General features: G+C 48.5%; 15 protein-coding genes. 10 read left to right on the plus strand and 5 right to left on the minus strand.

Annotated elements, in window-relative coordinates:
- Window positions 1-26: 26 nt before the first annotated feature.
- On the minus strand, window positions 27-536 hold the full coding sequence (gene rpoE / locus KNP88_RS09420) for a DNA-directed RNA polymerase subunit delta (protein ID WP_239456773.1): 510 nt from the start codon (window positions 534-536) through the stop codon (window positions 27-29).
- Window positions 537-720: 184 nt separating this feature from the next.
- Here rpoE and KNP88_RS09425 point away from each other — a divergent pair, with 184 nt between their 5' ends.
- Window positions 721-1,167: a GNAT family N-acetyltransferase gene (locus KNP88_RS09425; protein ID WP_214893424.1), complete on the plus strand. Its 447-nt coding sequence runs from the start codon at window positions 721-723 to the stop codon at window positions 1,165-1,167.
- 65 nt (window positions 1,168-1,232) lie between these two features.
- Here KNP88_RS09425 and KNP88_RS09430 read toward each other — a convergent pair whose 3' ends face one another.
- From KNP88_RS09430 to KNP88_RS09440, 3 genes are read right to left on the minus strand one after another with little or no spacing between them, the layout of a single operon-like run.
- Complete coding sequence (locus KNP88_RS09430) at window positions 1,233-1,694, minus strand: heme-degrading domain-containing protein (protein ID WP_214893425.1); 462 nt, start codon at window positions 1,692-1,694, stop codon at window positions 1,233-1,235.
- Window positions 1,691-2,731, minus strand: a complete 1,041-nt coding sequence (locus KNP88_RS09435; RefSeq protein ID WP_214893427.1) for an oxidoreductase — start codon at window positions 2,729-2,731, stop codon at window positions 1,691-1,693. Before KNP88_RS09435 ends, KNP88_RS09430 begins: the two co-directional genes overlap by 4 nt.
- Window positions 2,728-3,489: a DeoR/GlpR family DNA-binding transcription regulator gene (locus KNP88_RS09440; RefSeq protein ID WP_214893429.1), complete on the minus strand. Its 762-nt coding sequence runs from the start codon at window positions 3,487-3,489 to the stop codon at window positions 2,728-2,730. Before KNP88_RS09440 ends, KNP88_RS09435 begins: the two co-directional genes overlap by 4 nt.
- Before the next feature lie 137 nt (window positions 3,490-3,626).
- Between KNP88_RS09440 and KNP88_RS09445 the strand changes: the two genes are divergently transcribed.
- The 4 genes from KNP88_RS09445 to KNP88_RS09460 all read left to right on the plus strand — a co-directional run bounded on the left by KNP88_RS09445 (window position 3,627) and on the right by KNP88_RS09460 (window position 7,128).
- Window positions 3,627-4,469, plus strand: a complete 843-nt coding sequence (locus tag KNP88_RS09445) for an SDR family NAD(P)-dependent oxidoreductase (RefSeq protein ID WP_214893431.1) — start codon at window positions 3,627-3,629, stop codon at window positions 4,467-4,469.
- Window positions 4,470-4,560: 91 nt separating this feature from the next.
- Window positions 4,561-6,129, plus strand: coding sequence for a GGDEF domain-containing protein (locus KNP88_RS09450; protein ID WP_214893433.1), 1,569 nt, complete (start codon window positions 4,561-4,563; stop codon window positions 6,127-6,129).
- Between the two features lie 10 nt (window positions 6,130-6,139).
- Window positions 6,140-6,469: a potassium channel family protein gene (locus tag KNP88_RS09455; RefSeq protein ID WP_029331830.1), complete on the plus strand. Its 330-nt coding sequence runs from the start codon at window positions 6,140-6,142 to the stop codon at window positions 6,467-6,469.
- A gap of 17 nt (window positions 6,470-6,486) precedes the next feature.
- Window positions 6,487-7,128, plus strand: coding sequence for a hypothetical protein (locus KNP88_RS09460; RefSeq protein ID WP_214893435.1), 642 nt, complete (start codon window positions 6,487-6,489; stop codon window positions 7,126-7,128).
- A gap of 220 nt (window positions 7,129-7,348) precedes the next feature.
- Here the strand turns inward: KNP88_RS09460 and mgtE are convergent, their stop codons facing one another.
- A complete protein-coding gene (mgtE, locus tag KNP88_RS09465) occupies window positions 7,349-8,701 on the minus strand; it encodes a magnesium transporter (protein ID WP_159173287.1) in 1,353 nt (450 codons plus the stop codon).
- A gap of 228 nt (window positions 8,702-8,929) precedes the next feature.
- On the opposite strand from mgtE, the gene KNP88_RS09470 reads away from it, so the two are divergent.
- The 5 genes from KNP88_RS09470 (at window position 8,930) to KNP88_RS09490 (ending at window position 13,241) form a co-directional block, all read left to right on the plus strand.
- The gene (locus tag KNP88_RS09470; RefSeq protein ID WP_214893437.1) at window positions 8,930-9,670 is read left to right on the plus strand and encodes a metal ABC transporter ATP-binding protein; all 741 of its coding nucleotides are present in this window, start codon (window positions 8,930-8,932) and stop codon (window positions 9,668-9,670) included.
- Complete coding sequence (locus KNP88_RS09475) at window positions 9,667-10,518, plus strand: metal ABC transporter permease (protein ID WP_214893439.1); 852 nt, start codon at window positions 9,667-9,669, stop codon at window positions 10,516-10,518. The genes KNP88_RS09470 and KNP88_RS09475 overlap by 4 nt, the downstream gene beginning before the upstream one ends.
- Window positions 10,515-11,429: a metal ABC transporter substrate-binding protein gene (locus tag KNP88_RS09480; protein ID WP_214893441.1), complete on the plus strand. Its 915-nt coding sequence runs from the start codon at window positions 10,515-10,517 to the stop codon at window positions 11,427-11,429. Before KNP88_RS09475 ends, KNP88_RS09480 begins: the two co-directional genes overlap by 4 nt.
- 92 nt (window positions 11,430-11,521) lie before the next feature.
- Window positions 11,522-12,025 carry a PCYCGC domain-containing protein gene (locus KNP88_RS09485; protein WP_214893443.1) on the plus strand — a complete coding sequence of 168 codons (504 nt, stop codon included), beginning with the start codon at window positions 11,522-11,524 and terminating at the stop codon, window positions 12,023-12,025.
- Window positions 12,026-12,218: 193 nt separating this feature from the next.
- Window positions 12,219-13,241: a zinc-binding alcohol dehydrogenase family protein gene (locus tag KNP88_RS09490; RefSeq protein WP_214893450.1), complete on the plus strand. Its 1,023-nt coding sequence runs from the start codon at window positions 12,219-12,221 to the stop codon at window positions 13,239-13,241.
- The last annotated feature ends 51 nt before the right edge of the window (window positions 13,242-13,292 follow it).

Raw genomic sequence — 13,292 nt, forward strand, 5'->3', positions numbered from 1 at the left:
ACTCGAAATCGCAGCTGTACGGTTGTTTATACTTCTTCTTCGTCGTCCTCGAAGTCTTCGAGATCGTCTTCTTCTAAATCATCTTCAAGATCGTCGATTGCTGCAACTTTCTTGAAAGAATCGTCTTCCGTGTCGTCAGCTGAATCATAGTCCGCTGTCTTCGCGAATGTATCGAGGTCATCTTCGATCGTCTCGAATTCATCTTCTTCTGCGTCATAGTTGAACTCTTCTTCGAATTCATCGAGTTCACCACGTTGACGTGCTTCGATGACGAGATCCTCGTCTGATTTATCAAACGGATACCAAGCACGGAGTGACCAACGGTTTGCTCCGACGTTAACGAAGTTTCCGTCGATATTCATGTCTGTATAGAGTTGAGCAAGTTTCTCGAACTTGTCTTCTTCACCTGTAAACGAATGATACTTTTCAATTTCTTTCGTGATGTCATCGAAAGTGATTGGCTGTTCGCCAGCTTCTTGAAGCATTTCATTGACGAATTCAATCAGTGAAAGTTCAGTAATTTTTTCTTTACTCAAACGGCTGAGGCTCATTGTGACGGCCACTTCCTTTCATTTGCGTTCAATCCATTACTTCTCATTATACGCAAAATGGCTTTTAAAAATCCAGTCTCTATTCGAAAAAAGATTAATTTGCTTCATTTTTGTGTTTCTGTCCTCACTAAAAAAGGAATAATGCAGGGAGAAGAAGGAGGAATTGACGATGGAGATGACAGTTGAACGAGTGAACGATTTTGACAGCTATAATTGGTTGCCTTTACTTGCGAAAAGCTCGCAGGAAGGATTTCAATTTATTGAGCACATGTTACGAAATCGTCGCGATGAAACCTTTCAAGAGACCGGTGAGGCGCTATTCATCGTTCTTTCGCCGATGGGGCAACCTATCGCCTGTGGTGGTTATACGAAACAACCGCACGAAGCTTCGACCGGCCGGATTCGCCACGTCTATGTTTTACCTGAAGCACGGTCCAAAGGAGTCGGAACGAGCTTACTCGAGAAAATGATCCGGGAAGCTTTCTTAAGTTACGACCGGCTCGTACTCTTCTCTGATGCCGCAGATGGTTTTTATCGGCGCCTCGGATTCGTACCTGCATCCGGTGAGAAAGTCACCCACGAACTAGTAAAATCGAACAATCGGAAACAGATATAAGAAACATTTTTTATTTTTAACAATCGAAAAAACCGTGTTCCCTGAATCGGGGACACGGTTTTTCCTTACGCCATTCGTTGTTTTAAAAAAGTCAACGCATCGACCGCTAATTGATGATCGGCCTCTTGCGACAATCCGGACACGGTCAGTGTACCGATGATCCCGACGCCTGCGACCTGAATCGGAAACGATCCCCCCGCATCCGCATAATCGGCTGGTGCAACGGCGTACATCGTATGGTAGGACCGTTGTTTCAGTTCATTGTAGACACGCATGTAGAGCGAGCTGTGCCCATGACGGGTGACGACGTTTGATTTCCGGCGAATCCATTCTTCTTGATCGGGAGCCGTTCCTTCGAGTGCCGCGTAATAGAGACGTTGCCCATTGCGTTTGATTTCGACGGCAACCGCTAACTCTTCGCGCAGTGCCCGCTCAATGACGTATTGTCCGGCAGCAATCGCCTCTTGATTCGTCAAACTCGTCAAGACGAGCTGTTGTTCTTGTTCGAGTAAAGTTTCGATGTTCATCTGTCCCACTCCTTCCGACGAATCGTCCGTCCGTCTTCACTGCTTTTGCGGACGGCTTCAATCAGCTTCATTGTCTTCAAAGCATCATGCAAGTCGACCGGCAGTCGTCCTGTCGCTAACCCGTCCGCTAAGTCGCGGTAATAGCCGAGGTAGTTTCCGGATAGCGTTTCCAGTCGTTCTGCTGCCTGTTCTGCCAGCTGCAGATGACCAAAGTCCTCCGGGTCGTCCTCACCTAATGTCCCGTCCGCTTCCCGTCCTGAAGCAAGTCGCGCTTCCTGCGGGTCCATCCCGTATTTCACATAGCTTCCCCGCGTACCGTGCAACTCAAAACGTGGTGTCGGTCCTTGGACGAACGATGTCGAGCGAAGAATCACCCGGCGTTTGCCATAGTGCAGCGTGATATGGAAGCCGTCATCCGTCTCTGCCCCGTCACGTTGCATCAAGACGTCACCCGTCAATTCGTCCGGTTCACCGAACAAGGCAAGCGCTTGGTCAATCAAATGGGAACCGAGATCAAACAAGATGCCGGAACCCGCTCCCTGCTTCTCCCGCCAGCGGTCACGGACGACCGGACGATAACGGTCAAAACGTGACTCGAGAAGTTGCCAGTCACCGATTTCATTGGCTTCTATCAATTGCTCGACCGTCAGGAAGTCACCGTCATAGCGACGGTTGTGATACACGGCGACATGCACCCGATGTTGTTCGGCAAGTGCCCGTAGCGCCTCCCCTTCCTCAATCGTAACAACGGCCGGTTTTTCGAGTAAGACATGTTTGTTTGCTTCGATTGCTTGTTTCGCCATCTCGAAATGAAGACCTGTCGGTGTCGTGATGACGACGAGCTCTGTCGCTTGATCGTGCAAGGCCTCGTCGAGCGTCGTAACGACACGCGCTTCCGGAAAGACACGGTGGACTTTTTCCGCGTCACGTGAGACGACTTGTCGCACATGGAATTCGGGTAACGCATCGAGTAGTGGGGCATGGAACGTTACAGCTGAAAAGCCGAATCCGACAATCGTGGTTTGAATCGGTGTCATGTCAATTCCTCCTTCGCCACTTCAATCGTGACGTCTGCTTGATGTAGTCGTTCTTCCCAATCCGCAGATGGGCGCTCGTTCGTAATCAGGACATCGAGTTGTTCTAAGCTACAGACTTTATGGAAAAAACGTTTGTCGAACTTCGTCCGGTCGGCTAAGACGATCACTTCTGCCCCGCTCCGAACCATCGCCTTTTTGACGATCGCTTCTTCTAAATTTTCTGCGAACACCCCTTCACTTGTCAGTCCACACGCTCCGAGGAACACGCGGTCGACTTGATAATGCAGGATGTCATCCGCTGTTTTGATACCAACGAGACTCTTCGCATGCGGATCGAACTTGCCACCCGTGACATACAAGTCGACGTTTGCCCGTTCGCCGATCTGCTCCGCGATTTCGAGTGAATTGGTGATGACCTGTAAGGAATAGAACGGGATATACGCCGTCATCTTCGCGACCGTCGTCGCCGCATCGAGTACAATCCGGTCATCCTGCTTGATTCGCATCGCGGCCCGTTTTGCAATCCGTTCCTTCTCTGGTTGCTCCGTCCGTTGATCGTACTTCAAGGTGCGCTTCGCCCCCGCACGAACAAGCCCGTTTTTGATGCGAATGATATCGCCTTCACTTTCCAGTTGAATGATGTCACGCCGTGCTGTATCCCGCGAAATTTGATACGTTTCGACCAGTTGATCGAGCGTCAGCTCCGGCGTCGTCTTAATCCATTCACGCATCTTTTGTAATCGTTCTGCTTGACCCATAAAGCACCTTCCTTATATTCAATCCTTTCTTTTATTTTAATTTTTTTCATTAAAAATTGCAATTTTAATGCAAATAAAACGTATCCGGATTCGGGTAAAGGAAACTAACGCCACATTAGATAAGGAGGGACGACGATATGAAATCCATGTTAATTACGGGTGCCTCGTCAGGAATCGGATTAGCGACAGCTCGTCGCTTTGCTGAAGCCGGATGGACGGTTTACGCGGGGGTACGCGAACGAACGGAAACACTTGAAGACTTTAGTTCCACTCACCTTCGCTTCATTACACTTGATGTCACGGATACGAAAAGTTTGAAAGCAGCTTCTCACCAAATCGAACAAGAGGTCGGTCATCTCGATGTCTTGTTTTGTAATGCCGGCCAAGGCTTACTGCGGGCGATCGGGCAGGCGACGAGTTATGAGATCAACCAACTGTTTGAGACGAACGTCTTTGGCGTGATGCGAACGATTGAACAGTGTCTGCCCCTGTTAAAAGCGGCACCGCACGGGAGTCACTTGCTCGCGACTTCAAGTACGAGCGGACTCGTCGGACAACCACTCAATGAAATTTATTGTGCGAGCAAATTTGCCGTCGAAGGTTTACTCGAAAGCCTCGCGACCTATTACAAACCGTTCTTTTCAATTGATGTGACACTGATTGAGCCCGGTGCCGTCGAGACGAACTTCACGGCAAACGTTCTTGACCAGCTCGAGCAGTCAGGCGGCTTGCATGAGGATGATTTTAAACCAATCGTCGAAAACTATTTACGTCTGTACCGGAAACACCATGCTACGCGCCAAGCATCGCGTGAAATCGCTGAGTTGGTTTATTCCCTCGTCCACATGAAAGAACCAAAACCGCTGCGCGTCCGTACGACACCGGTCGACGAGGCTTTCGTCGCGCATAAGACATCTGCCGATCCGTCTGGATTAATCGGTATCACGAAGACACGTCAATTGACATTAAATCTTGAATGATTTCCCTCTTGTAAAAAAAACGCCGTCATCCTCTCGTCAGACGTCCTATACTGAGACTATATACCTACAGCTTAGAAAGGGCGGTCTTGTCATGACGACATTATTTTTGTTTGCCGCAGTTTATCTACTACCCACGTTCATCATGTTTTATATGGCCGTCGACATTTTTTTACGTAACCCGAAACGAGCGGAACACCGCCTGTTAAGTCTGTTCACATTTGCTTACGGGATGATGTTCTTAGGCGAATTTTTCCGAAATGCTTCGCCGATCGAAATGAGTCCGGCTTTCGTGACGTACTGGTTCGGGAATGCCGGATTACTTGTATTTAGTACGTCTCTTCACTTTATCTTTCGTGTCTCAAATCTTCGAAAAAAAATCCCCCGTTTTTTGTATCCCGGGATTTTTTACGCACCGATGCTCATCGTCCTCGTCACTTATCTCTTTCAAACGAACGTCATCAACAGCCAACGTTTTGAACAAGTCGGTCTGTTCATCTACCCAGAATTCAATTCATCTTATTTAATTACGATCACCGTCGGAAACGTATTTCACACCTTGGTCTTCACGTTACTTGTTTATACACGCAAACAATTAAACGATGCGCGGCGGGGGATTATCACCTTACTGATTTTCGCTGCTTCGCTCACACTCATCTGGAACATTCTGTTCGGTTACTTTTCGTTTTACGGCAAGATCCCACCGTATGCGTATATGTATGGCGGACTCTTTTGGGCGGCTGCCATCACGATGTCAATGCGTCGATTTGATTTCTTGGCTTCTTATCAAACACGCTTCGCGACACTCTACAACTTGAACCCATCAGCCATCGTTCTTCTAGACCGCAGTGGCGTCATCGAAAGTGCTAATCCGGCCGCCTATCAACTGCTCGAAGAAACGGAACTCGTCGGACAGTCGTTCCTTGATTACTTGCCGCAAAACAAGCGAACGGACTGGCTCGAACATTACACGCACCACTTTGACTCTTCTAATCAATTCATCGAATACGAAACGAAAGTCGCGACGATTCAAAAACAGGAACGGTATGTCGTCATGGATGGGGATTTCGTTTTCATCGAACAAGAACTGCATGGGATGTTGCTCATTCGTGATATTCAAGCTTCGAAAGAGGCGGAACAAGCGATTCGTTTCTTCGCCTATAACGACCCCTTGACGAAGATTCCGAACCGGCGCAGCTTTTACGAAACAGCCGCGGCGGAACTTTTACAACACGCGAGTTGCTCGATTGCCGTCGTCGATCTCGATGGATTCAAAGCGATCAACGATACGTTTGGTCACCAAATCGGTGATGAATATTTAATTCACATCGCACAGCTGCTAGAAGAACATGTTGCAGAAATCGGATTTGCGGCACGTGTCGGAGGCGATGAATTTTTCTTATTGCTCTATGACCAGACACCAGAACAGCTGCACCACTTCGCGACGTCCTTGCTCGAGCGGTTCCAAGTCAATCCTTTCACGCTAGCTAAAGAATTAATCGACATCCGAACGAGTATCGGGATCAGTTTCTCACCTGACCATGGGATCAACCTTGATACATTGATTCACCATGCAGACCAGGCGATGTATGACGTCAAAAACAACGGTAAAAATGATTACCGGATTCATGATACGATGGACAAAACATTGCGTCAGCATTAAGGAGATTTGTATGATTTCATTTTTAGCGATTTTTTCACGGTTGTTCAAAGGCATTCGACGAGCGTTTCAGATTTCTTATTTCCAGGGACTCCTGTTCCTCTGTTTGTTGACGTTAGTTTCCGGGACAATTTTCTATAGCACCGAAGAAAATTTATCGATCGTCGATGCTCTCTATTTCTGCATCACGACGCTCAGTACGATCGGTCACCCGACGTTCGTCCCGACGACGACACTTAGTAAAATCTTCACGATGGCCTACATTACGATTGGATGCGGTCTGTTCCTGACCTTGATTGCTACCCTCTCGTACGTATTGATTAAGCAACCCGACGAAGATTGATGAAGGGAGAACGTCCGATGCGACAAGCCGCGATTCAAAACAACTTCGACTGGTGTCGGCTCATCTGTGAGCTCCACGGCTGTACCGTAAAGGAAACGGACGATCAATGGATTGCGACCGGAGACGTGCCTGCACTGTATCCAGAAGTGATGATTCGGACGCCCCATCAACACTTGACGTTCGATACAGCAAGCAGTATCAAAGATTGTACGGCGAGCTATGATTTTTCAAAAGACGGTCTGACTCATCTCTTTACAGCAGAGTGGATTGCACGCCAACCGATTTATGATCGTCGGGCCCTGCCGCCTGACTGGACGGTCGTGACAAACGTGCGGCTTGCAGAACAGTTTTTCAAGCTCGTCGACGTCCATGACTTACCACGTGACCTATTCAATCGAAAAGAGGTCCGCCTGTTTTTCTCCGATCAACAACAAGCTGCCTTTATCGCTTTTTCGAACGGACAGACGACGGGACTTTCGTATTTAACATCGGATTATCTCGACGAGCGCTTATGGGACGATGTCATACGGCTCAGTTCAGCCCATTTTCCCGGGCAACGAATCGTCGGCTACGAGTATGGCGATCAACTGATCACAGCACTCGAAGCCGGATTTGATGATATCGGTCCGCTCGCCGTTTGGACACGGATGACGCCTTGATTCAGGCGATGTATCGCTTATCGAGGTCGAAGAGTTCATGTAGGTGCACTGCCTTATAGCGCTTTCTCGTCTTCAAAGCGACACGCCTAAAAAGTGTCACATTTCGTTGACTCCTGCGGGGAAAGCAACGAAAAGAACGACGCTCTCATTTCACAACTGCAACTTTGTCTACACGAAAGAAGCACGCCTGACAAATCGTCAGGTGTGCTTCTTCAATGTTTCACATCAAATGATTGATAAAGGCAGTCGCAATCCCAAAATAAACGAGTAACGACAAAATGTCATTGAGCGTCGTAATGAGTGGACCCGAGGCAATCGCCGGGTCAATCTTCAACCGGTGCAAAATCAGCGGAATGATTGTCCCGGCGAGCGTTCCGAAAATCAACGTGATGATTAACGAACTACCGACGACGAGACCCAGAATCGGATTTCCCTGCCAGACATAGGCAATGATGGCGATTAAAATTCCACACGTCACCCCGATGATTAAACCGACGCGGAATTCCCGTAAAATCAAACGCGTAACGACCTTTTTGTCGACTTCCCGTGTAATCAACCCCCGGACGACGACCGCAAGTGATTGCGTTCCTGTGTTTCCGGTCATCCCGGCAATCATCGGCATGAAGAAGGCGAGCGCAACGACTTTCGATAGTGTCTCCTCGAACTGACTGATGATCGAACCGGAAACGAGGCCGATGAACAGTAATAAAATCAACCAAGGCAACCGACGTGTTGCGGCAATCAGTGGTTTCGTCTCAAAATCAATCGACTTACCGGACGCTGCCAGCTTCTCGATGTCCTCATTCGCTTCTTCCCGTAAAACATCTAACGCATCATCGACCGTAATCAGACCGACGAGTACATCGCCTTCGACGACAGGTAACGAAACGAGGTCATAGCGTTCGAACATCTTCGCGACATCTTCCTGATCGGTTTCAGCCGATACACGGATGACTTTTCGATCCATGACGTCACCAATCCGCTCGGCATTATTCGCGAGAATTAAATTCCGGTATGAGATGACACCGACGAGTTCACTCAACTGATTGACGACATAGACATAATTAATCGTTTCCGAATACTCGATATAGTCACGCATCTTTTCGACGGTCTCTCCGACCGTGAAGTCCTCCGGAACCCAAATAAAACGGTTTGTCATCAAGCGACCGGCTGTCTCGACCGGATAGGTCAGCAGGTTTCGGACGACGAGCGCTTCATCCTGACGCATACCGGACAGAAGGCGGTCGACTTCCTCTTCTTGCAGCTCTTCTAAGATGTCGACTAAATCATCGTTTTCCATCAAGTCCATTACGTGACCCGCATGTTCGACATCGAGTCGACGCAAGACTTCTAATTGTTGTTCAAGCTCAAGTTCCTCAATGACATCTGCTAAACGCTCGTGATCGAGATAACGAAGCAGCCGTTCTTGCTCGACTGGTTCTAGCTCAACATAAAGCTTTGCTAAGTCATAGGGATAGACTTCCTCAATCGCTTGTTGTGCTTGTTCACGACGCTCTTTTAACAGCGCATCCAGCAACAATAACTTCCACTGTTGTTCATTCGACTGACTCACGTTACCACCCCCACGTTTTCTCCTTCTTTATCTTAGCATGAGATGTTCAAAAGCTCCCCCTTTGAATCCAGTTGACATTTGCAGACAAACCCGTTAACGTTTGCCCTAAGGAAACATTTATAGTTTAGCGAATGATACATGACTTTATGCAATCTAATTTTTTTAGTTCTTTTTTTGCCCTAAGGAAACTTTTTATACCTCTACTAAAATTTGAAAGGAGCATGTACGATGTACGCCATAGAAGTAGAACAATTATCTGTCTCCTATTTTGAGACGACGGCACTTGAAGATGTGTCGTTAAACATTTTATCCGGTCAGCTCGTCGGCATCATCGGTCCGAACGGTGCCGGAAAATCGACGTTCATCAAAGCCTTGATGGAGTTGATTCCTGCGCAAGCTGAAAAAATCACCCTGCTCGGACAAACGATTGATGCGACGCGAACTCAAATCGCCTATGTCCCACAACGGAGTGTCATCGATTGGGATTTTCCGATTCGTGTCCTCGATGCCGTACTGATCGGTTGTTATCCGAAGCTCGGGTTGTTCAAACGACCGAACAAACACCACCGCGCTTTTGCGAGTGCTTGTCTCGAACGCGTCGGCATGAGTGAGTTCGCCGACCGCCAAATCGGTGAACTGTCTGGTGGACAGCAACAACGGGTCTTCTTAGCTCGTGCGCTCGCCCAGGAAGCTGAACTTTTATTACTCGACGAACCGTTCGTCGGTGTCGATGTCGTCAGTGAACGTGTCATCATCGATCTCCTGCGCACGTTGCGTGACGAAGGCAAAACGATCATCGTCGTCCATCACGATTTGAGTAAGGCAGCTGATTATTTTGACGAATTATTACTCCTTAACAAGACGGCAATCGCGTACGGTCGACCGGAAGAGGTCTTGCAAGCAGATACGATTGAAGGGGCTTACGGGAATCCACTTGCCTTCTTGAAGAAAGCGGAGGTCTCCTCATGAATTTCATCGAAGCGATTTTTCAATACGATTTTTTACAAAAAGCACTCATCACGTCCATCATGGTCGGTGTGATTTGCGGCGTGATCGGATGTTTCATCATTTTGCGCGGCATGTCTTTGATGGGCGACGCGATTTCGCACGCCGTCTTACCCGGTGTCGCGATTTCCTACTTGCTTGGAATCAACTTCTTCATCGGAGCGGTCGCGACGGGCCTGTTGACGGCACTCGGAATTGGATTCGTCAGCCAAAATAGTCGTATCAAGAATGATACAGCGATCGGCATTCTCTTTACGTCCGCCTTCGCTCTCGGGATTATCCTGATTTCATTTTTACGCAGTAGCAGCGACCTGTACCACATCCTGTTCGGTAACGTGCTCGCCGTCCGTCCGAGTGATATGTGGATGACCCTCATCATCGGTATCCTCGTCCTCGGTGGCATTTATCTCTTTTACAAGGAATTACTCGTGACCTCGTTCGACCCGACGATGGCAGCTGCCTATGGTCTTTCGACACGATTCATCCATTATTTACTGATGATGATGTTGACGCTCGTCACGGTCGCCTCCTTACAGACCGTCGGCATCATTCTCGTCGTCGCGATGCTGATTACGCCTGCTGCGACAGCCTATCTGTTGACGAACCGGCTCTCACGGATGATTTTCCTGTCGGCCAGCTTCGGAACGATTTCCGCCATCATCGGTCTTTACTTGAGCTTCACGTACAATCTGTCTTCCGGTGCGTCGATTGTTCTCGTCGCAACCGCATTGTTTGCGCTCGTCTTCATTTTTTCCCCGCGCCACGGCTTGATACGGAAATGGAAAACATCAACAAAGGAGGTTGCTTCATGAAATTACAAACGTTCATTCCACTCGTCGGTCTCAGCGCGCTACTCGCTGGATGTTCAAGTGAATCAACAGACAACGATAAACTTCAGGTCGTCACGACCTATTCAATTTTAGAGGACATGGCCCGCGTCGTCGGCGGTGAACACGTCGAGGTCCATAGTATGGTCAAAATCGGAGCAAACCCGCATGAATATGACCCGCTTCCGACGGATGTTCGAAAAATGGCAGATGCCGATGTCGTCTTTTACAACGGACTCAACCTTGAAGCTGGAGGTTCATGGTTCAACAAATTACGTTCAAGTACGAACAAAGACGATAAAGATGCTCCTGTCTATGAACTGAGTCAAGGTGTCGATCCGAAGTACCTGACATCTAAAGGGAAAGAACAGGAAACCGATCCCCATGCGTGGCTCGATCTTCAAAACGGAATTCAGTATGTCGAAAATGTTAAAGACGGTCTCATTAAAGAAGACCCGGAACATAAAGCTGATTATGAAAAAAATGCATCGTCCTATATTCAAGAACTTGAAACACTCGATACGCTAGCAAAAGAACGCTTTGCCCGGATACCGGAAGAACAACGCCACCTGATTACGAGTGAAGGTGCTTTTAAATACTTTAGCGATGCTTACGATTTTAAAGCCGATTACATTTGGGAAATCAATTCAGATAACCAAGGGACGCCGGATCAAGTTCGCCGCGTCGTCGACTTGATTAAACAACAAGAGATTCCCGTCCTGTTCGTCGAAACAAGCGTCGATCGTCGGAGCATGGAAACTGTCTCGCGTGAAACCGGCGTCCCGATCGGTGGTACGCTCTACACCGATTCACTCGGTGCCGAAGGAAAAGACGGATCGACCTATTTGACGATGATGGAAGCGAACTTCGATACGATTGAACAACAATTGAAATGAGCTAGTCATCGAATCGTCATCATCCCCCTCTCAAATCGATTAAACGACACGGTATACTGACTGATAGAGGAAATCGATTTGGAGGGAAGTTCATGAAACGACAAGTACGTTGGTTTACACTAACGTTGACGGCAAGTCTAGCGCTCGGCGCTTGTGCCCCAGCGGAACAACATACAGACAAACAGATGAGCACAGAACATGCAGAGCACGAGACGCACGGTGCAGGGGATCAACTCGAAAAAACGAGTGCCAAGACGATTGCACCCGCTTTCTTAAAAGAAACCGATGAATCGATCCAAACGATTTATCTTGCCGTCGCCAAGCATCAAGACTTACTTGAAAAAATGCCGTGTTACTGCGGATGCGGCGAAACGGCCGGTCATACGAGTAACTATGACTGTTTCATCGCCGATCAGACAGCAAAAGGTGAAACGACGTGGACGACACACGGCATCACATGCGGGACGTGTCTCGATATCGCGGCACAATCCATCGTCGCCTACCAACAAGGAACACCGATCAAAAAAATCCGCCAAGACATCGATGCAACTTACGCAACTACTGGAGTCGCCCCGACAAAAACACCTGCATTATAATACTCATTCAAAAAGCCCCTTACTCACACGGCTGCGCATCTTTAAATGCGTCGTCTGATCGATGGGGCTTTTTTTGTTGACGCACAATTAGCATTCAAAGCGTTAGCGTTTCCTTCTTTCTGTAGACGTTTCATTTCAGCTACACGGTGGAACATTTTGAAGAGATACCTGAAACAGGAAAGGATGACGACAGATGACACAGATGAAAGCCGTTGGATTTCACCAACACTTGCCGATTACAGAAGAAAATAGTTTGATTGATCTCGAACTGCCACGTCCGGAAGCGACTTGTCATGATGTACTCGTCGAAGTCAAAGCCGTTTCCGTCAATCCGGTCGATACGAAAGTCCGGGCACACGGTCAAGATGAAACGGAACCGAAAGTCATCGGGTATGATGCTGCCGGAATCATCGTCGAAGTCGGGAATGACGTCGGACGGTTCGACGTCGGTGACGAAGTGTATTATGCCGGTGCCATCAATCGTCCGGGATCAAACAGTACGTTCCAACTCGTCGACGAGCGAATCGTCGCGAAAAAACCGGAACGGTTGACGTTCGCCGAAGCGGCGGCGTTGCCTTTGACAACACTGACGGCATACGAAGCATTAACCGACCGCCTCCATATCTCGTTTGACGCCAAGTCGAACCTCGACAAGACGATTTTAATCATCGGTGCAGCCGGTGGTGTCGGTTCCATCGCGACGCAACTCGCGAACAAAACCGGACTGACCGTCATCGGGACGGCTTCGCGCAGTGAAACGATTGACTGGGCGAAAGCACATGGCGCGCACCACACGATCAACCACCACGAAGACTTCCGCCCGCAACTGGAAGCACTCGGTTATTCGTATGTTGACTACATCTTTTGTTTGAATGCGACCGATCAGCATTTTGAAGCGATGGTCGATGTCATCGCGCCGCAAGGAAGTATTTGCAGCATCGTCGAAACCGACAAATTGCTTGATTTAAGTGCCCTGCAACAGAAGAGTGCGAACTTCGTCTGGGAATTCATGTTCACCCGGTCCCTGTTCCAAACGCCTGACATGATGCGCCAACACGATATCTTGACGCAAGTCGCGGCGTGGCTCGATGCAGAGGAGTTAGAAACGACGGTCACGAAAACTTTGACCGGCATCAATGCAGCAAACTTAAAAGAAGCACACCGGCTCGTCGAAAGCGGAAAGACGATCGGGAAGGTCGTCGTCGCAGAAGCATGATCCGGTCACTTCACCCGAGCCATTCAAATGAGGTGCTAAATGTTGTTTCAA

Source organism: Exiguobacterium sp. H66 (assembly GCF_018618705.1).
Taxonomy (GTDB): Bacteria; Bacillota; Bacilli; order Exiguobacteriales; family Exiguobacteriaceae; genus Exiguobacterium_A; species Exiguobacterium_A oxidotolerans.